The sequence below is a fragment of the Mesorhizobium sp. M0923 genome (assembly GCF_040319365.1).
Lineage (GTDB): Bacteria > Pseudomonadota > Alphaproteobacteria > Rhizobiales > Rhizobiaceae > Mesorhizobium.
In genome coordinates, this window is sequence record NZ_JAMYNW010000018.1 from 108,964 (window position 1) to 125,574 (window position 16,611).

Here is a 16,611-nt window from a genome sequence, read left to right on the forward strand (position 1 = left end):
TGCCACCTACCCAAAGGGCATCGTCCCACGGGCAGGCCGGGAGGGCAAGGGATTTGAAGTTGAAGGGATTTGAAGTTGACGTTCGGGTTCAGCCGGTGCCGGCTAGGCGCGACGCCAGCGGGGTTGCGTCCACGCGCTGCACTGCCACCGTCTCGGCAAAGCGCGCGAGCAGCGGATTGAACAGGTCCGCACGTTCCCAGAAAGGCGCATGCCCGGCGCCGGGGACGATTTGGCAATGCTCCCACAGCGAGCCGTAGGCGAGCGTCTCAAAATAGCCGAGCCGGACGAACGGATCGTTCTCGCCATTGACTATGGCGACCGGAAATGCGGCTTGCTCGACCACCTGTCGCTGGTCGGCGCCCTTGCCTGTGAGCATGCCGCGCGTCACCGCGGCGCGCAGCCGGCCGTCGGTGCGCAGGATGGTTTTGCGGAAGGACGGGTCGGCGGTGTCGCCGAAGCAGAGCGTTTCGAAGCGCTCGGCATCGCGTTCGGAATACGTCTTTTTGGACGCCAGCAGCATGTCCCAATGCGCATGGAAGCCGCGCAGCATGCCGAAAGGGCCCTTGGATACCGGCGGCGCGCCGGTTAGCATCAGCCCGCCGACGGCGCGGTGGAAACTCGCGAGCTCGATTGCCACGTGCCCGCCAAGCGACCAGCCGAAGACGACGGCGCGGCCGATCCCCAAGGCATCGAGGAGCTGAGCCGCCGACTGGGCAAGGCCGGCGATGGTGTAGTCCGTCGCCGGATCGCGGGCGTCAGACGATTCGCCATGGCCGGGCAGGTCGAAAGCAATCAATCGATGGGCAGCGGCCAACGGGCTGTCGAACTGGCGGGCGAATACGGCGCGCGAACTGCCCGAGCCGTGGATCAGGACAAGCGGGATGCCTGGTCCCGACGACTGGCTGAGGCGCAAATCCGCTTGCGGCGTGCGGATCGTGCGGTGGGAAACGGCCATAGCTGGTTGGACCTTCGGATTGTCTCGAGGTCAACATCGCATGCCGAGGTCACCATGTTGTTTAGAACGGTGGTTAAGAAATGATTTCTCGGTTTCTGCCGAGTATGATGCAGCGAATCCACCACAGCTAACCCCGGGACCCTGATGATGGAATCCACACTCGACCTTCTCCTCTCGATCAGCAGCATCGCCACGCTCGGCCAATATGCCTGGTCGATGCGCGCGCATTTCCAGTCATCGAGCATGTCTCAAGGCGCCATGATCATTTCGGCCGTCGTGGTCGGCACGGCGCTGTTCTTTCTTGCACTGCTGTGGATCGAGCGGCAGCCGGTTGCAGCGAAGATCGTCGGGCTCGCCATCGAACTGGCAAGCTCGGCGCTTTTCTGGTGGGCGATCTCGGTCTCACGCAAGGCGCGGCTGCGTTTCGCGTTCGATCCGGACAATCCCGACAGCCTGGTGACCGAAGGCCCTTATCTCCATGTCCGCCATCCGTTCTACACGTCCTACATCATCTTCTGGATCGGATGGGGCATCGCGACCTGGTCGGTGTGGGCGGTGGTGCCGGTCGCCGGCATCGTTACGATCTATGTGATCGCGGCCTTGGACGAAGAGCGAAAATTTTCGCGGACAAGGCTGGCCGATGCCTACAACGCCTACCGCACGCGCACCGGCCTGTTCTGGCCTCGCCTTGCCCGTAGCCGGGCAGGACATGCAGCCGGCATCGGACGAAAGTGGTAGGGTCTAAGTCCGCACACCGAGGAATCAAATCGAGGATTGCGACGATGAAGATCATTGCCTGCGGCAGCGTGCCGACGATCGTTGCGCCGGAGACATATTTCACCGGCCGGGTTTTGCAGACGCCGATCATCGAGAAAGAGGCGCCGGCGCGGCTCAGGGCCACGCTGGTCAGCTTCGAGCCCGGCGCCCGCACCCACTGGCACACGCATCCGCTCGGCCAGACGCTCTATGTCACGTCCGGTGCCGGCCTCGCGCAAAGCTGGGGCGGGCCGATCCAGGAGATCAGGGCCGGCGACGTCGTCTCCTTTGCGGCCGGCGAAAAGCACTGGCACGGCGCCGCGGCCAAATCGGCGATGACCCACATCGCCATGCAGGAGGCGCTCGACGGCTTGCATGTCGACTGGCTGGAGAAGGTCAGCGACGAGCAGTATGGCGGCTGAAACGTCTCAGGCCAGCGAGGCAGTAAAGCGCTGGATGCGCGTGCAGGCCTCTTCGAGCAGTGTCTCCGATGTGGCGTAGGAGATGCGGAAGTTCGGGCCGAGGCCAAAGGCCGAGCCGAAAACAACCGCCACGCCCTCGGCCTCGAGCAGTTCCGAGCAGAAGGTTTCGTCGCTGTCGATCACCTTGCCGCTCTTGGTCTTCTTGCCGATCAGCTGGGCACAGGAGGGATAGACGTAGAAAGCACCCTCCGGCGACGGGCAGGTGATGCCGCGCGCCTGGTTGAGCATCGAGACGACGAGATCGCGCCGGCCCTGGAAGATCGCCTTGTTCTTCGGGATGAAATCCTGCGGGCCGTTCAGCGCTTCGACCGCCGCCCATTGGGCGATGGTGCAGGCGCCGGAGGTCTGCTGGCCCTGGATCATGTCCATCGCCTTGATCAGCGGCACCGGGCCTGCCGCATAGCCGATGCGCCAGCCGGTCATGGCATAGGCCTTCGACACGCCGTTCATGGTCAGCGTGCGCTCATAAAGCTTAGGCTCGACCTCGGCGATCGTCTTGAAGACGAAGTCGCCATAGGTCAGATGCTCGTACATGTCGTCGGTCAGCACCCAGACATGCGGGTGCTTCAACAGCACGTCGGCCAGGCTCTTGAGCTCCGCTTCGGTATAGGCGGCGCCCGAGGGGTTGGACGGCGAGTTCATCAACAGCCATTTGGTGCGCGGCGTGATCGCCTTCTCCAGCACGGCCGCCGTCAGCTTGAAGCCGTTGTCGATCGAGGTCTCGACAAAGGCCGAGGTGCCGCCGCAGATCGCTACCATTTCGGGATAGCTCACCCAATAGGGCCGCGGGATGATCACCTCGTCGCCGGGGTTCAGTGTCGCCATGAAGGCGTTGAACAGGATCTGCTTGCCGCCGGTGCCGACGATGGTCTGCTCCGTCCGGTAGTCGAGATTGTTCTCACGCTTGAACTTTTTCGCGATTGCTTCGCGCAGCGGCACGATGCCGGAGACCGGCGGGTACTTCGTCTCGCCGCGGCGGATCGCCTCGATTGCGGCGTTCTTGATGTTGTCGGGGGTGTCGAAGTCCGGTTCGCCGGCGCCCAGCCCGATCACGTCCCGGCCGGCGTTTTTCAGCTCGCGCGCTTTCTGCGTCACCGCGATGGTCGCGGAAGGCTTTACGCGGGAAAGGGCGTCGGCAAGAAAGGCCATGAGAGATATCTCCAGAAAGCACCGGCGCGGCGAAGGCGCCGCGGCGCCTCTCATGTCGCATCATCTGGTCAAGCGCAAGCCCCGGCGCAAGCCCAGCGCAGGCATTGTCGAATGAGCCAACGCGCAATGCTGGCAACAATAAATTCATCAACGATCGGTAAAAGCTTGAACGGCAGGACCGTGGCCGGTCTGCCAGTCTCGTACAGCGAGGAACCGTGACGCGCAGCATCGAGCTTGCCCATATCATCCGCCATGATGACGGCACCGCCAGCGGTGTCTGGGGGCTCTATACGCTGCAAAGCGCTTTCCAGCCGATCTTCGCCTTCAACAAGGGCAAGCTTTCCGTCGTCGCCTTCGAAGGGCTGATCCGGCCGTTCCGCGACGGCGAGCCGCAGCAGCCGATGAGTTTCTTCAACAGCTGTCCGGCGGTCGACCGCCTGCATATCGAGGCGCTGACACGGACGCTGCACCTTCTGAACGCCGGCGCCTGCCTGCCGCGAGACGCCTCGATCTTCATCAATTTCGATCCGTCGGTGTTCACCGACCGCGGCATCGCCGACAAGGCGCTGCGCGACATGCGGCTGGTGCTGCACGAGGCCGACATCGATCCGCGCCGCGTCGTCTGCGAGGTCACCGAGCAGAAATCGGCGTCGCAGGAAACGCTCTACAATTTCGTCGAGGCGCTCAGGGGCAACGGTTTGCGCATTGCAGTCGACGATTACGGCGCCGACGAATCCGACATCAATCGTATCAAGGAACTCAGACCCGACATCGTCAAGTTCGATGCCGACTGGATCATGACGCTGATGGAATCCGGTGCCGGCTTCGCCTTGCTGACCGCCATGGTGACCAGCTTCGAAGAGCAAGGCATCCGTACGGTATTCGAGGGCATCGAGACGGGCTGGCAGCTCGAGCTTGCCGAAAAGTCGGGCGCCTCGATGGTGCAGGGCTACGTGCTGGCGCGCCCTGAGCTCGCGCCGACCAGCTTCCGCGTCTTCGACACGAGCGGGCAGGCGGCCGCGGTGTCGGCCGATGCGGAGAAGGTGCCTGCGGCGGTTCCGCCATCGCGACGGCCGATGCGGCCCTTTGGCCGCAGGGTGGCATCGTGACCGGGCAAGCCGACATGCGGCGCAAGGTCGGAGAGGCGATCTTTGCCGACGAGGTCGGCATCGAATATGGCGTCTACGGCGCATTCCGGCTGAGGAGCGCCTACCAGCCGGTCTTCGCGTCGCGCGGCAGATTTCTCGCCGCCGTCGCGGTCGAGGGACTGATCGAGCCGCATCGTGCCGGCAGGCCGGTGGCGCCGCAAATGTTCTTCGAAGGCGTGCCGGCAGCGGATCGGCTATTTGTCGAAACCATATGTCGGGTGCTGCATTTGCGCAACTTCCGCAACATCGGCGTCGACGGGCTCGACCTGTTCTTCAACTACAATCCGCTGATCAACGATGACCCCGCACGGGCGCTGGCCGAAATCAGGCTGATGACCAGGCATCTGGCGGATTTCGGCCTGCATCCCGGCATGCTGGTCTGCGAGATCACCGAGCAGGCTGCCGGCGACAAGGTGCTTGTCAGCCTGGCGCGCGAGATGCGGCGCGACGGCGTCCGTATCGCCATCGACGATTTCGGCACCGGGCATTCGACGGAAGAAAGGGTCGCGCTGGTGCAGCCCGACATCGTCAAGATCGACGGCACCTGGTTCGCCGAATTCTGCCGCCATGCCGCCGCCGAGCGGTTTTTCCGGCCGTTGGTTTCGACGCTGCACGACCGTGGCGCCAAGGTGCTGGTCGAAGGCATCGAGAACGCCACGCATCTGCGCGTCGCGCTGGATGGCGGCGTCGACCTGCTGCAGGGTTTTTACCTCGCCCGACCGGCGCTGGCCGGCACGCTGTTCGACGAGGAGCCGCTGTCGATCGACGGGCTGCTTGGCAGGGATAGCAACGTCATTCCCTTGTTCGGCTAGGATATGTCGAGATTCAAGTGATGCCGGCCTGCGAACGGCGGTTTCCTGCGCTTCCGGTGCTCACGTACCCAAAGTACGCTCCGCTCCGGTTCTCGGAACCCACCAGTCTGGTCGCTTCGCGCCCGTCTTCGACTCCGGCTCGGCCTGACTTGAATCTCGATATATCCTGAAATGCATCAGCGGCGCTGATGGTTACGCCAAAACAAATCACTGGATGAAGCCGCCGCTGCCGCGATAGAGGCTGGATCAAGCCCGGAGACGGGTGGTTGCGAGCAAGGGGGAGCACCGATGATACTCTATGGAATGATCGACAGCGGCAATTGCTACAAGCCGCGCCTGTTGATGGCCAAGCTCGGCATCGCTTTCACCAATGTCGAGGTCAGCTCGCACACCGGCGACACGCGCAAACCCGACTATGTCGCGAAAAACCCGAACGCCATGGTGCCGCTGCTCGAACTCGACGACGGCCGCCGGCTGGCCGAATCCAATGCCATCCTGCTCTACCTCGCCGAAGGCACGCGGTTCCTGCCGGCGGACAGATACGAACGCGCGCTGGCCTATCAGTGGCTGTTCTTCGAGCAATACAGCCACGAGCCCTATATCGCCGTGCGCAGAGCGCTGCTGACCTTCCCTGAAAGAGCCAAGGACGCGACGCCCGAGCGGCTGGCGCTGACGCTGGAGCGCGGCAACAAGGCGCTCGGCGTCATGGATAAGCACCTAGCCGGGAGCAGCTTCTTCGCCGGCAGTGCGCTCAGCGTCGCCGACATTGCGCTCTATGCCTATACGCATACGACCGAGACGGGCGGCTTTCAGCTCGACGCCTATCCGGCGGTCGCCGCCTGGCTGCAACGGGTCGAGGCCGACCCGGGGCATGTGCCGCTGGAGTGGTTGCCTTAGTTCTGTGCTCACGCTTGTCGCCGCTTCGCGGCTCGCTCCGGACGTCGCGCTTGTGGCTTCGGCCCGTGGCGTGAATGGTCGCGCGGCTATTTCAGCAGGCGATCATATTCGGAATGGGTGCCTATCCAGAACCAGACCACGTCATCGTGGTCGCGAACAGCTACGGCGCGGTAATTGACATCAACCCGCGCCGACCAACAGCGCCCGACCTGTTTGAAAAGCAACGACGGGTGGAACGGCCCAGAATTCAGTTTGGCGAAACGTCTGTTCGCCTTTGCTTTGATCAACGAGGGCAGTTTTGCGTAAGCCTCCCAAAACGAGGGAGTGGCAAAATGCTTCACAGCGGCCGAGTCCGGCCGGCCCGATGATCAGCCAAGGCCTGCTCGGCAAGCCTGTCCAGCCTGCCGGCCTTGGCGTCGGCTTCGAACTGACGGTCCCACATGTCGGCCTGCAGCGCCTCGAACCATGCGGCAAACGCCTTGAGCTCTTCGGGGTTTAGTTCGGCGACGGATTTCTCAATCTGTTCAAGCTTGCTCATGGGTTGATGATACCATGACCGGGGTAAAAACACCACAAAGTGGTCCCATAGGACCAAGGCGGTGGTTCATCGGAATCCAGACAGCAAAAAGGCGGGACAAAATCCCGCCTTCCCATGCTTGGTAGCCTGATCGGGAGCGTTTTGGCCGGGCCGGCAGCAATCTGCTGCGTCGACTTGTCGGGGTCTTTCGCTCCGGCGCGCTTCTCGCGCGACCGCCAGTACATCCGTGACTTGCCGCGCGCCCCGGGCTATCGCCCGGCGCGCACCATTCGCAAAATCAGGCTGCCTTGCTCAGAGATCCAGCGGACGACTTGCCAGTGCGGCGGTCCTGCTCGATCTCGAAGTTGATCTTCTGGCCTTCGACCAGGGTCGACAGTCCAGCGCGCTCGACTGCGGAGATGTGAACGAAAACGTCCGCGCCGCCGCTGTCAGGCTGGATGAAGCCAAAACCCTTGGTGGAATTAAACCACTTGACCGTACCTGTTGCCATTTCGATAGTCCTTTACGTTTGCTTTAGTTTGACTGGACCGAAACCCAGCCGGTTTGTATCGAGATTTTGGAGATAGAACGTCAGCAAACGCGAATATCGCGAGGCCCGGATCGATCGGCCGAAATATCAATGGACCGCATATAATATGCTTCCGCACAAAAAACAAGACGGGGCGGAAAATGGCGCCGCGGCAACGCTGCCCAACGGCCGCCCCAATCGCGTGAGAGCGTCGTCGTTGCGCGCCTGACGCGAGAGGATCGCGCCGGCTTCAGGCGCGACCGGGTTTGGGGAGAGGGCCATGAAAATCGTTCTACTTGCCGCTTGCCTGACGCTGGTGGCCGCCGAGGCGCAGGCGGTCTCGCGCTACGACCCGACGCGCATGAGCTGCGGCAAGGTGCAGGCGACGATCGCGCGCGAGGGTGCGGTCATCCTGCGCTACAGATCGGCGCGCGTGCCGGGGCTGGCGCTCTACGACCGCTATGTGCGGAGCCAGCAATTCTGCGACATCGGCGAGGTCAGGGCGCGGGCCTCGGTGCCGAGCGCCGATACGAATTCCTGCACCGTCTACAAGTGCAAGCGGGTGGAGATCGACCGGCGTTTCCGCCGGCGCCTGCTTCCGGATTAGGGGCGGTTGACGTCCCAGGGTGCCGGCATCACCTGAATATCGACATACCTAAAACCCGAACGACACCTGCGCGGGCGGCGGCGGGCCAACCCGCACGCCTTCCATGGCCAACATCTTTTCCTTGGTGGCCGAGCCGCCGGGCGCGGAAAATCCGCCGATCTTGCCACCGGCGGCAAGGATGCGATGGCAAGGGATGACCAGCGGCACTGGGTTGGCGCCGAGCGCCGCGCCCGTCTCACGCGCGAGCCCGGCATGGCCAGCGCGTTTGGCCAGTTCGCCATAGGTGGTGGTTTCGCCGAAGGCGAGCTTTCGCGCCGCGTCATAAATCGCCAGGCGGAACTCGTCGACGCCGCTGAGATCGACCGGCACACCGGAGAAATCGACGTCCTCGCCGGCGGCATAGGCCTTGATCGACGCGATCAGTTCGGCAACCCATTGCGGCTCGGGCTTCGCTGCCTGGTCGGCGGCGGCATGGCGCAGCAACCGGCGCTCGACCGCGTCGCGATTGCGCTGCGGCAGGCAGAGCCGGGTCAGCCCGGCCTCGCTCCAGGCGATGCCCATGAAGCCGAGCACGGTTTCGAAGACCGCGTGGCCGGCGGTAGCATGAGAGGCATTCATGGCGTGCTCCTTTCCGGAATCCTGCGAAGTACAAATCCAGAACAATATCGCATTTCCCGGCCCGGCTCGCCACCCGAAAACCACCTTCTACCGCGGATTGCAGGGGGAAAGATGCTGGTGTAAGGACTTTCTTAACACCCGACGAACCGGACCCGAGCGCCGCTTGCCAGCAAAATTCCTCTTTCCCGTCCTTGCGGCGGTGTTGGCCGTGGCCGCTCTCAGCGGTTGCACCTCGACTTCGCCGGTGACCCCGGCGCCCGCCTTCATGGAAAATACGGCCAACACCGATGCCGGCTTCACGCTGGCGCTGCCCGACACGGTTTCGGTGCTGCCGGAACCGTCCGACCTCGCCCAGACGGCAGCGCTGCCGGTCGAGCCGGCCGCCGCCTTTGCCGGGCCGACGCCGCTGGCGGCTTCTGCGCCCGCCGTCATGACCGCCAATGCCCAGCCAGCCATCGCAACGGCCGCTGTCGCCATGCCGGTCACCGAACAGACCGCCGCCATGCCCGGCGTTCAGCCGGTTTCCTACACCGTGCCGCAGAACCCGGCCGCTCTGGCCGCGACCGACCTGGCAGAGGGCCAGTCGAACGCCGGCGGCCGCAGCGAGATCGAGCGGCTGATCGAGAAATATTCCGCGCTTTACCAGGTACCGGTCGATCTGGTGCGCAGCGTCGTCAACCGCGAGAGCACCTTCAACCCGAAAGCCTACAATCGCGGCCATTGGGGGCTGATGCAGATCAAGCACGCGACGGCGCGCGGCATGGGTTATGATGGACCGGCAAGCGGCCTGTTCGACGCCGAGACCAATTTGAAATATGCGGTGAAATATCTGCGTGGCGCCTGGCTAGTCTCAGGCGGCAACCCCAAGCGCGCCGACCGGCTCTACCAGAGCGGCTATTACTACGACGCCAAGCGCAAGGGGATGCTGGGCGAAACCGGACTCGGCAGCGACCGCCTGCGCCGCCGCATGCAGCCCGATGCCTGAGCCGCGTCCGCCGGCGCCAAACGAAATAAGACTGCGCAAGATCCTCGACGACACGCTTCTGGCGCCGCGCTGGCCGGAAGGTTTCTTCATGCGCGCCTTCGAAGCCGCCGATGCACTCGCTTTGCATACGCTGTTGACCGCGGTGTTCGACGACGGCGCCGACGGGCCGTTCGACGAATGGTGGCCGCGCATTTCGGGCGACGCGGAATTCGACCCGGCTTTGTGTTTCCTGGTCATCGATCGCAAGGGCCGGCTGGCGGGTGCCGCGCTCTGCTGGACGCGGGCTTTCGTCAAGGATCTTGCCGTCCATCCCGAGGCGCGCGGCAAGGGCATTGCCGAGGCGCTAATGCGGCACGCCTTCGCGGTGTTTCAGGCAAGGGGCGCGACGCATGTCGACCTCAAGACCAACACGGTGGAGAACGCGGCTGCGGTGCGGCTTTATGAGCGGCTGGGGATGGTCGAGGTGGACTGGGCGGGTGAGAGGTCGGGGCAAGCGCCTTGGTAAGTGCGGCGATGTTCAGCAGAGGCTCCGACGCTCGAAGGTAACGGCATGGATCCTAGGGTCTCCGCGACGTCGCTTCGCTCCTGCTCCGCCCTAGGATGACGAAGGTACAGTGCATAAGGCCAATCGCGGACGTTGGAGATTGGCTGGAAACCTCCCCTCGCTTCGTCATCCTAGGGCGGAGCGAACGCGGAGCGCAGACCCTAGGATCCATGCCGTTACCATGGCTGTGGAGCGCAGCGCCCAAAAGGCCCTCATGTGATTTGACGCTGCGGCGCGCTGACCTACCCTCTAATGCCGGAACCGAGGAGACGAGCGATGCAGTCACCTTTCAACCGGAGCGTCGCGCTGGCCGCGGCGGTGATCCTTGTCGCCGCCACCGCAGCCTATGCCCATCATGGCTGGTCGTGGACGCAGGACGGGTTTTTCGAACTCAAGGGCCGGATCACGGCCATCTATATCGGCAACCCGCACGCCACGCTGGATGTCGACGCCGAGGGCGCGGTCTGGCGGGTGGAGATGGCTCCGCCCTCCCGCACGATCGCTGCCGGCTTCACGGAAGGTGTTGCCAAGGTCAGCGACGAGGTGACGGCGATCGGCCATCGCTCGCGCGACGAGAGCGAAAAGCGCATGAAGGCAGTCCGCATCATCGTCGGCGGCAAGACCTATGATGTCTATCCCGACCGCGTGCCGCCGGCCTGAATGGACGGGTTTTTCGCCGGCATCGAGCAACTCGCTTTGGTGCGGGGGCTGAAGGCCTCCTTCGTCGCCTACCCCATAATCAATGCGCTGCACATCATGTCGATCGGCGCGTTGCTGACCAGCGTCTGGCTGATCGACCTCAGGATTCTGGGCGCCTTCCGGTCGCTGCCGCAGGCGGCGTTCGTGGCGCTGCTGCGCCGCACCGCATTGGGCGCGTTCGGCGGTGCGCTTGTCACGGGCTCGCTGCTGTTTTCGGTCAGGGCGAGCGAGTATGCGGCGATGCCGATTTTCCTCACCAAGATGACACTCATCCTCCTCGCCGGCGCCAATTTCCTCGTCTTCATGCGCCGCGCAAAAGGCGGTGACGAGCCGGCTGGTGGGGGCACGGCCGTGCTGGCTGTGCTTTCGCTGATGCTGTGGACGTCTGTGCTTTTCGCCGGGCGGTTTATTGGGTTTCTCGGCTGAGGCGAGCGAGGCGCTGGCGTTCGCAACGTGCGAGATGGTTCGTGGCTCGAAACGCAGACCGAGGCGTGGCTGAAAGGCGCTGAAACATTGCCTCGAAGCGGCCGGCACCTCGTTGGAAAACATAGTCATGGTGCGCATCTACGCCGTCAATTCCGGCTTCTACAAACCATCAACCGCGTCTATGCGAAGTATTTTTCGACGAACTCGCCGGCGCGGAGTTTTGTGCCGGTGGCCTCGTGGCCGATGGAGTTTGATATCCAGATCGAGTGCGTGGCGGTGGCGTGAAGCGTCAACTTCTGCCCTTCCAGGATAATTTCCGCTTGTCTTTAAAGTAAAGTCGTCCCCAAATCCATCTGGGGATAGGGAGGGCGAGTCATGAACAAGCTGCCGAAAAAATTCGTCGCTTCAGCTTGTCGAAAATGAAGTGATCAAACGCGACACAATTGACGGCGACAAGGCGAAGGAAGCTGTAACTAGGATGCGCAAGGCTGCAAGCAAGTTGGAGAGAACAAAGAACAAAATCGTGAAGGAAGCCGTCGTCGATGTTGTGGATTAGCCTACTAAAGTACCAGACATTTTTATGGATCAGGCTGCCGCTGGCGATGTTCGTCGCTTTTATGGCTTTGCCTCAACCCGCCACTGCAAAATGCGCCGATATTCCCATGGCAGTGGTCGGTCCTATGACCGGCGATTGGGCGTACGACGGTGAGGAGATGCGGCGGGGCGCTCAACTTGCAGTAGACGACATTAATGCCAAGGGCGGGGTACGAGGATGCAAGATAGTACTCACCGTGCTCGATGATCAGTATACACCAGCCACCGCGATAGCCCTCGCCAAGAGATTGGCAAAAGAGGGGGTTCGCTTTGTTATCGGCCATTTCAACTCAGGCAGTTCTGTCCCTGCCGCGATGATCTATGCCAAGAACAACACTTTGATGGTCAGCCCCGCGTCGACAAATCCCGCTCTTACCGAATTCAAACTTTGGAATGTCATTCGCACGGTCGGTCGTGACGATGTTCAGGGGATGTTTGCCGGCGAGTATATGGCCGATCATTTCTCAGCACAAAATCTTGCCATCGTTAGCGATGGTACGCCCTATGGTGATGGCTTAGCGAACAAGGCAAGAAAAGCGCTGCGAGCAAAGGGGCATCCTGAAAAGCTGGCCAAAAAGATCAAACCCGGCCAAGGCGATTTTGCAGACCTCATCAGCAAACTTAAATCGATGAAGATCGAAGTTCTCTTCTTCGCGGGGCTTGCCGACGATTTTGGTCCGCTCGTTCGCCAAACCAAGGAAGCTGGGCTGAAGGTTCAGTTCATCTCCGGAGATGGAGCTCTAGTTCACGATCTGCCCGGGAAAGCGGGGCCCGCATTGGAAGGCGTGCTAATAGCATTTTCGCTCGAGGACCGGAGCAATCCTGCCGCAGCCGACGTTGTCGCGCGCTTTCGTTCTCAAGGATTCGAGCCGGCAGACTACACGCTGAAGTCCTATGCGGCAGTCCAAGTGGCGGCCAAGGGTATCGAAATGGCAGGTGGTCAGGCGCCAAGGGCTGTTGCGGCTTCTATAAAATCCGGCCAGCCAATTCCGACCGTGTTGGGGAACCTGACCTTCGACGCGAAGGGAGATCGAAATCAGCGTGACGTAACAATGTACGTCTGGAAAAGGCGGGGAGACGGCACACTCATGATGGATTTCCAATCCCCATAGCTTACGCAAAATACTCCTGCAGCGGCCGCACTTCCAAACTCCCCGCCCGCAGCGCCGCAATCGCCTCCGCCACCGCAGCTGCACCCGACAGCGTCGTGTAGTACGGCACTTTCTGCATCAGCGTTGCGCGGCGCAGCGATTTCGAATCCGATACCGCCTTCTGGCCGTCCGTGGTGTTGAAGACGATCTGCACCTGGCGGTTGCGGATGGCGTCCTCGATGTGCGGGCGGCCTTCCAGAACCTTGTTGATTTTCTCGGCGGCGACGCCGTTTTCGGCGAGGAAGCGGGCGGTGCCAGAGGTGGCGAGCACCTTGAAGCCCTGGCCGGCGAGCCGCTTGACCGCCGGCAGGATGCCTTTCTTGTCCTCGTCGCGCACCGAGACGAACAGCGTGCCGGAGCGCGGCAGGTCGACGCCGGCGCCTAGCTGGCTCTTGGCGAAGGCCAGTGCGAAGTCGCGGTCGAGGCCCATGACCTCGCCGGTCGAGCGCATTTCCGGGCCGAGCAATATGTCGACGCCGGGAAAGCGGGCAAAGGGGAATACCGCTTCCTTGACCGCGATGTGGCCGGGATTGCGTGGGTCGGGCATGGCGCCGTAATGGGCGAAGGCGTCTTCCAGGCTTTCGCCGGCCATGATGCGGGCAGCAATCTTCGCGATAGGCCGCCCGATAGTCTTGGCGACGAAGGGCACGGTGCGCGATGCCCGCGGATTGACCTCCAGCACATAGACGGTGCCGTCCTTGATCGCGTACTGCACGTTCATCAGCCCGCCGACATTGAGCGCGCGGGCAAGGGCTGCCGTCTGGCGCTCCAGCTCGTCGACGAGCTCCGAGGGCAGCGAATGCACCGGCAGCGAGCAGGCGCTGTCACCGGAATGGATGCCGGCCTCCTCGATGTGCTCCAATATGCCGGAGACGTAGGTCGCCTTGCCGTCGCAGAGGCAATCGACGTCGACCTCGATGGCGCCTGAGAGATAGGTATCGAACAAAAGCGGGTTCTTGCCGAGCAGCGTGTTGATCTGGCCGGTCTTGTCGTTGGGGTATTTCTGCTTGATGTCCTCCGGCACCAGGCCGGGCACGGTGTCGAGCAGATAGGATTGCAGCATGCTCTCGTCGTGGATGATCTGCATGGCGCGGCCGCCGAGCACGTAGGACGGGCGCACCACCAGCGGGAAGCCGAGCTCGCCGGCGACGAGGCGGGCCTGCTCGACCGAATAGGCGATGCCGTTCTTCGGCTGGCTGAGGCCGAGCTTGTGCAGCAGCTTCTGGAAGCGGTCGCGGTCCTCGGCGAGATCGATCATGTCGGGCGAGGTGCCGAGGATCGGGATGCCGGCCTTCTCAAGCGCGTCGGCGAGCTTCAGCGGCGTCTGGCCGCCGAACTGGACGATGACGCCGACCAGTTCGCCGGCCGCCTGCTCGGCGCGCAGGATTTCCAAAACGTCCTCCGGCGTCAGCGGCTCGAAATAGAGCCGGTCGGAAGTGTCGTAGTCGGTCGAGACGGTCTCCGGGTTGCAGTTGATCATGATCGCCTCGAAGCCGGCGTCACGCAGCGCAAACGCCGCATGGCAGCAGCAATAGTCGAACTCGATGCCCTGGCCGATGCGGTTGGGGCCGCCGCCGAGGATGACGACCTTTTTGCGCGACGAGACCTGCGCCTCATTGGCGAGCGCGCCGGCGAACGGCGTCTCATAGGTCGAATACATGTAAGCGGTGGGCGAGGCGAACTCGGCCGCGCAGGTGTCGATGCGCTTGTAAACCGGATGCACGTCGAGTTTTTCGCGAATCTTCTGGATTTCTTCGACGTCTTTCCTGACCAGGGACGCGAGGCGGGCATCGGAAAAACCCATCGCCTTCAACATGCGCAGATTGGCGGCGTCCTCGGGAATGCCGTGCTCGCGGATGCGCGCTTCCATATCGAGAATGCCGGCGATCTGTTCGAGGAACCACGGGTCGATCTTGCACATTGCGTGCACGTCTTCCAGCGAGGTGCCCATGCGGATCGCTTGCGCCACCATGCGCAGCCGGTCCGGCGTCGGCGTGCCCAAAGCGGCGCGAATGGCGTTGCGGTCGTCGACGTGGCTGGCGGCCGTGCTGCCATGGCCGATGCCGGGGATCTCGATCTCGTCCAGACCGGTCAGGCCGGTCTCCAGCCCGCGCAGCGCTTTCTGCAGCGATTCCTGGAAAGTGCGGCCGATGGCCATGACCTCGCCGACCGACTTCATCGAGGTGGTCAGCACCGGCTCGGCGCCGGGGAATTTCTCGAAGGCAAAGCGCGGGATTTTGGTGACGACATAGTCAATGCTCGGCTCGAACGAGGCCGGCGTCGCGCCGCCGGTGATGTCGTTCTCCAGCTCATCCAGCGTGTAGCCGACGGCGAGCTTGGCGGCGATCTTGGCGATCGGGAAGCCTGTCGCCTTGGAGGCCAGCGCAGACGAGCGCGAGACGCGCGGGTTCATCTCGATGACCACCAGACGGCCGTCGGCCGGGTTGACGGCGAACTGCACGTTGGAGCCGCCGGTCTCGACGCCGATCTCGCGCAGCACCGCGATCGAGGCGTTGCGCATCATCTGGTATTCTTTGTCGGTCAGCGTCAGGGCCGGGGCGACGGTGATCGAATCGCCGGTATGGACGCCCATCGGGTCGATGTTCTCGATCGAGCAGATGATGATGCAGTTGTCAGCCTTGTCGCGGACAACCTCCATCTCATACTCCTTCCAGCCGAGCACGCTCTCCTCGATCAGCACTTCGGTGGTCGGCGAGGCGTCAAGGCCGGACTGGACGATCTCGTAGAATTCGGCGCGGTTGTAGGCGATGCCGCCGCCGGTGCCGCCCATGGTGAAGGACGGGCGGATGATGGCGGGCAGGCCGACATGGTCGAGCGCTTGTGCTGCGATCGCCATGCCGTGGCTGATGTAGCGCTGCTTGCGGTCGCCCTCGCCGAGGTTCCAGCGCGTTTCCAGCGCGTCGAGTGCGGCGTCAAGATTTTCGGGCTTCTCGGCCTTCAGTGCGGCGCGCTCGGCCTCGTGCGTCTTGCGGTCGGCGTTCTTGACGTCGGTGGCGTTGGCCAGCATCGACTTCGGCGTTTCCAGGCCGATCTTGTTCATCGCCTCGCGAAACAAAGCGCGGTCCTCGGCCTTGTCGATGGCCGTGGCGTCGGCGCCGATCATCTCGACATTATAGCGGTCGAGCACGCCCATGCGGCGCAGCGACAGAGCGGTGTTGAGCGCGGTCTGGCCGCCCATGGTCGGCAGCAGCGCGTCCGGCCGCTCCTTGGCGATGATCTTGGCCACAACTTCCGGCGTGATCGGCTCGATATAGGTGGCATCGGCCAGTTCCGGGTCGGTCATGATGGTGGCCGGGTTGGAATTGACCAGGATGACGCGAAAGCCCTCTTCCTTCAGCGCCTTGCAGGCCTGGGTGCCGGAATAGTCGAACTCGCAGGCCTGGCCGATGACGATGGGGCCGGCCCCGATGATCAGGATCGACTTGATGTCGGTGCGTCTTGGCATGTCGAGGGTCCGTTCGGCGGGCGGCTTGCACAAAAAGCCGGACGGGATGACCCGGCCGGTTGTGCTCGCGATTCTGGTATCAGGCTAGGAGGGCCTTATAGGGAAGAGTTTTGCCGGATGTAACCCCCTAAAATGCGAGTAGGGGAGTAGGGCAGTAGGGCAGTAGGGGAGTAGGGGAGTAGGGGAGTAGGGGAGTAGGGGAGTAGGCGAGTTGGGGAGATGGGGAGTAGGGGAGTAGGGGAGTAGGGGAGGAGGCAGAGGTTCGAGAGGCAGATT

General features: G+C 63.0%; 19 protein-coding genes and 1 pseudogene. 13 read left to right on the forward strand and 7 right to left on the reverse strand.

The annotated features are described in order from the left end of the window. Positions 1 to 88 precede the first annotated feature (88 nt). Complete coding sequence (locus tag NKH89_RS26365) at positions 89 to 955, reverse strand: alpha/beta fold hydrolase (protein ID WP_023719380.1); 867 nt, start codon at positions 953 to 955, stop codon at positions 89 to 91. Positions 956 to 1,099: 144 nt separating this feature from the next. On the opposite strand from NKH89_RS26365, the gene NKH89_RS26370 reads away from it, so the two are divergent. Both NKH89_RS26370 and NKH89_RS26375 read left to right on the forward strand, forming a co-directional pair. Continuing rightward, a complete protein-coding gene (locus NKH89_RS26370) occupies positions 1,100 to 1,693 on the forward strand; it encodes a methyltransferase family protein (protein WP_245278596.1) in 594 nt (197 codons plus the stop codon). 44 nt (positions 1,694 to 1,737) lie between these two features. Then, positions 1,738 to 2,133 carry a (R)-mandelonitrile lyase gene (locus tag NKH89_RS26375; protein ID WP_023719378.1) on the forward strand — a complete coding sequence of 132 codons (396 nt, stop codon included), beginning with the start codon at positions 1,738 to 1,740 and terminating at the stop codon, positions 2,131 to 2,133. A gap of 6 nt (positions 2,134 to 2,139) precedes the next feature. Here NKH89_RS26375 and NKH89_RS26380 read toward each other — a convergent pair whose 3' ends face one another. After that, positions 2,140 to 3,342, reverse strand: a complete 1,203-nt coding sequence (locus NKH89_RS26380) for a pyridoxal phosphate-dependent aminotransferase (protein WP_023719377.1) — start codon at positions 3,340 to 3,342, stop codon at positions 2,140 to 2,142. A gap of 215 nt (positions 3,343 to 3,557) precedes the next feature. Here NKH89_RS26380 and NKH89_RS26385 point away from each other — a divergent pair, with 215 nt between their 5' ends. The 3 genes from NKH89_RS26385 to NKH89_RS26395 all read left to right on the forward strand — a co-directional run bounded on the left by NKH89_RS26385 (position 3,558) and on the right by NKH89_RS26395 (position 6,199). Further along, positions 3,558 to 4,451, forward strand: a complete 894-nt coding sequence (locus NKH89_RS26385; RefSeq protein ID WP_023719375.1) for an EAL domain-containing protein — start codon at positions 3,558 to 3,560, stop codon at positions 4,449 to 4,451. Next, positions 4,448 to 5,302, forward strand: a complete 855-nt coding sequence (locus tag NKH89_RS26390) for an EAL domain-containing protein (protein WP_023719374.1) — start codon at positions 4,448 to 4,450, stop codon at positions 5,300 to 5,302. Before NKH89_RS26385 ends, NKH89_RS26390 begins: the two co-directional genes overlap by 4 nt. 288 nt (positions 5,303 to 5,590) lie before the next feature. Then, on the forward strand, positions 5,591 to 6,199 hold the full coding sequence (locus tag NKH89_RS26395) for a glutathione S-transferase family protein (protein ID WP_023719373.1): 609 nt from the start codon (positions 5,591 to 5,593) through the stop codon (positions 6,197 to 6,199). Positions 6,200 to 6,285: 86 nt separating this feature from the next. Here the strand turns inward: NKH89_RS26395 and NKH89_RS26400 are convergent, their stop codons facing one another. From NKH89_RS26400 to NKH89_RS26410, 3 genes are all read right to left on the reverse strand, one after another. Further along, positions 6,286 to 6,540 (reverse strand): type II toxin-antitoxin system RelE family toxin, encoded by a 255-nt coding sequence (locus NKH89_RS26400; RefSeq protein WP_023719372.1) that lies wholly within the window; start codon positions 6,538 to 6,540, stop codon positions 6,286 to 6,288. Then, positions 6,537 to 6,737, reverse strand: a complete 201-nt coding sequence (locus tag NKH89_RS26405; RefSeq protein ID WP_023719371.1) for a hypothetical protein — start codon at positions 6,735 to 6,737, stop codon at positions 6,537 to 6,539. The genes NKH89_RS26400 and NKH89_RS26405 overlap by 4 nt, the downstream gene beginning before the upstream one ends. A 277-nt stretch (positions 6,738 to 7,014) precedes the next feature. Beyond that, positions 7,015 to 7,227: a cold-shock protein gene (locus NKH89_RS26410; protein ID WP_023678332.1), complete on the reverse strand. Its 213-nt coding sequence runs from the start codon at positions 7,225 to 7,227 to the stop codon at positions 7,015 to 7,017. Between the two features lie 298 nt (positions 7,228 to 7,525). On the opposite strand from NKH89_RS26410, the gene NKH89_RS26415 reads away from it, so the two are divergent. Beyond that, entirely contained in the window at positions 7,526 to 7,852 is a 327-nt protein-coding gene (locus NKH89_RS26415; RefSeq protein ID WP_023719370.1) for a hypothetical protein, read from the forward strand. A gap of 48 nt (positions 7,853 to 7,900) precedes the next feature. On the opposite strand, the gene NKH89_RS26420 is transcribed toward NKH89_RS26415, so the two are convergent. Further along, positions 7,901 to 8,470 (reverse strand): methylated-DNA--[protein]-cysteine S-methyltransferase, encoded by a 570-nt coding sequence (locus NKH89_RS26420; RefSeq protein ID WP_352639957.1) that lies wholly within the window; start codon positions 8,468 to 8,470, stop codon positions 7,901 to 7,903. A gap of 163 nt (positions 8,471 to 8,633) precedes the next feature. On the opposite strand from NKH89_RS26420, the gene NKH89_RS26425 reads away from it, so the two are divergent. From NKH89_RS26425 to NKH89_RS26450, 7 genes and pseudogenes are all read left to right on the forward strand, one after another. Next, positions 8,634 to 9,455, forward strand: a complete 822-nt coding sequence (locus tag NKH89_RS26425; protein WP_352639956.1) for a transglycosylase SLT domain-containing protein — start codon at positions 8,634 to 8,636, stop codon at positions 9,453 to 9,455. Next, positions 9,448 to 9,960, forward strand: a complete 513-nt coding sequence (locus NKH89_RS26430; protein ID WP_352639955.1) for a GNAT family N-acetyltransferase — start codon at positions 9,448 to 9,450, stop codon at positions 9,958 to 9,960. The genes NKH89_RS26425 and NKH89_RS26430 overlap by 8 nt, the downstream gene beginning before the upstream one ends. Before the next feature lie 315 nt (positions 9,961 to 10,275). Beyond that, entirely contained in the window at positions 10,276 to 10,659 is a 384-nt protein-coding gene (locus NKH89_RS26435) for a DUF6152 family protein (protein ID WP_352483163.1), read from the forward strand. After that, positions 10,660 to 11,124, forward strand: a complete 465-nt coding sequence (locus NKH89_RS26440) for a hypothetical protein (protein WP_352483164.1) — start codon at positions 10,660 to 10,662, stop codon at positions 11,122 to 11,124. A gap of 45 nt (positions 11,125 to 11,169) precedes the next feature. Further along, positions 11,170 to 11,409, forward strand: a pseudogene (locus NKH89_RS35870) (Rid family hydrolase); the annotation flags it as partial. A 139-nt stretch (positions 11,410 to 11,548) separates the two neighbouring features. Then, complete coding sequence (locus NKH89_RS26445; RefSeq protein ID WP_302897169.1) at positions 11,549 to 11,680, forward strand: hypothetical protein; 132 nt, start codon at positions 11,549 to 11,551, stop codon at positions 11,678 to 11,680. Continuing rightward, positions 11,667 to 12,830 carry a branched-chain amino acid ABC transporter substrate-binding protein gene (locus NKH89_RS26450; RefSeq protein WP_352639954.1) on the forward strand — a complete coding sequence of 388 codons (1,164 nt, stop codon included), beginning with the start codon at positions 11,667 to 11,669 and terminating at the stop codon, positions 12,828 to 12,830. The genes NKH89_RS26445 and NKH89_RS26450 overlap by 14 nt, the downstream gene beginning before the upstream one ends. Before the next feature lies 1 nt (position 12,831). Here NKH89_RS26450 and carB read toward each other — a convergent pair whose 3' ends face one another. After that, complete coding sequence (carB, locus tag NKH89_RS26455; RefSeq protein ID WP_352483167.1) at positions 12,832 to 16,335, reverse strand: carbamoyl-phosphate synthase large subunit; 3,504 nt, start codon at positions 16,333 to 16,335, stop codon at positions 12,832 to 12,834. Between the last annotated feature and the right edge of the window lie 276 nt (positions 16,336 to 16,611).

Bases quoted from the DNA above. Each gene is read 5' to 3' on its own strand.
- NKH89_RS26365 (WP_023719380.1), bottom strand. From the start codon at position 955: ATGGCCGTTTCCCACCGCACGATCCGCACGCCGCAAGCGGATTTGCGC.
- NKH89_RS26370 (WP_245278596.1), top strand. From the start codon at position 1,100: ATGATGGAATCCACACTCGACCTTCTCCTCTCGATCAGCAGCATCGCC.
- NKH89_RS26375 (WP_023719378.1), top strand. From the start codon at position 1,738: ATGAAGATCATTGCCTGCGGCAGCGTGCCGACGATCGTTGCGCCGGAG.
- NKH89_RS26380 (WP_023719377.1), bottom strand. From the start codon at position 3,342: ATGGCCTTTCTTGCCGACGCCCTTTCCCGCGTAAAGCCTTCCGCGACC.
- NKH89_RS26395 (WP_023719373.1), top strand. From the start codon at position 5,591: ATGATACTCTATGGAATGATCGACAGCGGCAATTGCTACAAGCCGCGC.
- NKH89_RS26405 (WP_023719371.1), bottom strand. From the start codon at position 6,737: ATGAGCAAGCTTGAACAGATTGAGAAATCCGTCGCCGAACTAAACCCC.
- NKH89_RS26410 (WP_023678332.1), bottom strand. From the start codon at position 7,227: ATGGCAACAGGTACGGTCAAGTGGTTTAATTCCACCAAGGGTTTTGGC.
- NKH89_RS26415 (WP_023719370.1), top strand. From the start codon at position 7,526: ATGAAAATCGTTCTACTTGCCGCTTGCCTGACGCTGGTGGCCGCCGAG.
- NKH89_RS26420 (WP_352639957.1), bottom strand. From the start codon at position 8,470: ATGAATGCCTCTCATGCTACCGCCGGCCACGCGGTCTTCGAAACCGTG.
- NKH89_RS26430 (WP_352639955.1), top strand. From the start codon at position 9,448: ATGCCTGAGCCGCGTCCGCCGGCGCCAAACGAAATAAGACTGCGCAAG.
- NKH89_RS26435 (WP_352483163.1), top strand. From the start codon at position 10,276: ATGCAGTCACCTTTCAACCGGAGCGTCGCGCTGGCCGCGGCGGTGATC.
- NKH89_RS26440 (WP_352483164.1), top strand. From the start codon at position 10,660: ATGGACGGGTTTTTCGCCGGCATCGAGCAACTCGCTTTGGTGCGGGGG.
- NKH89_RS26450 (WP_352639954.1), top strand. From the start codon at position 11,667: ATGTTGTGGATTAGCCTACTAAAGTACCAGACATTTTTATGGATCAGG.
- carB (WP_352483167.1), bottom strand. From the start codon at position 16,335: ATGCCAAGACGCACCGACATCAAGTCGATCCTGATCATCGGGGCCGGC.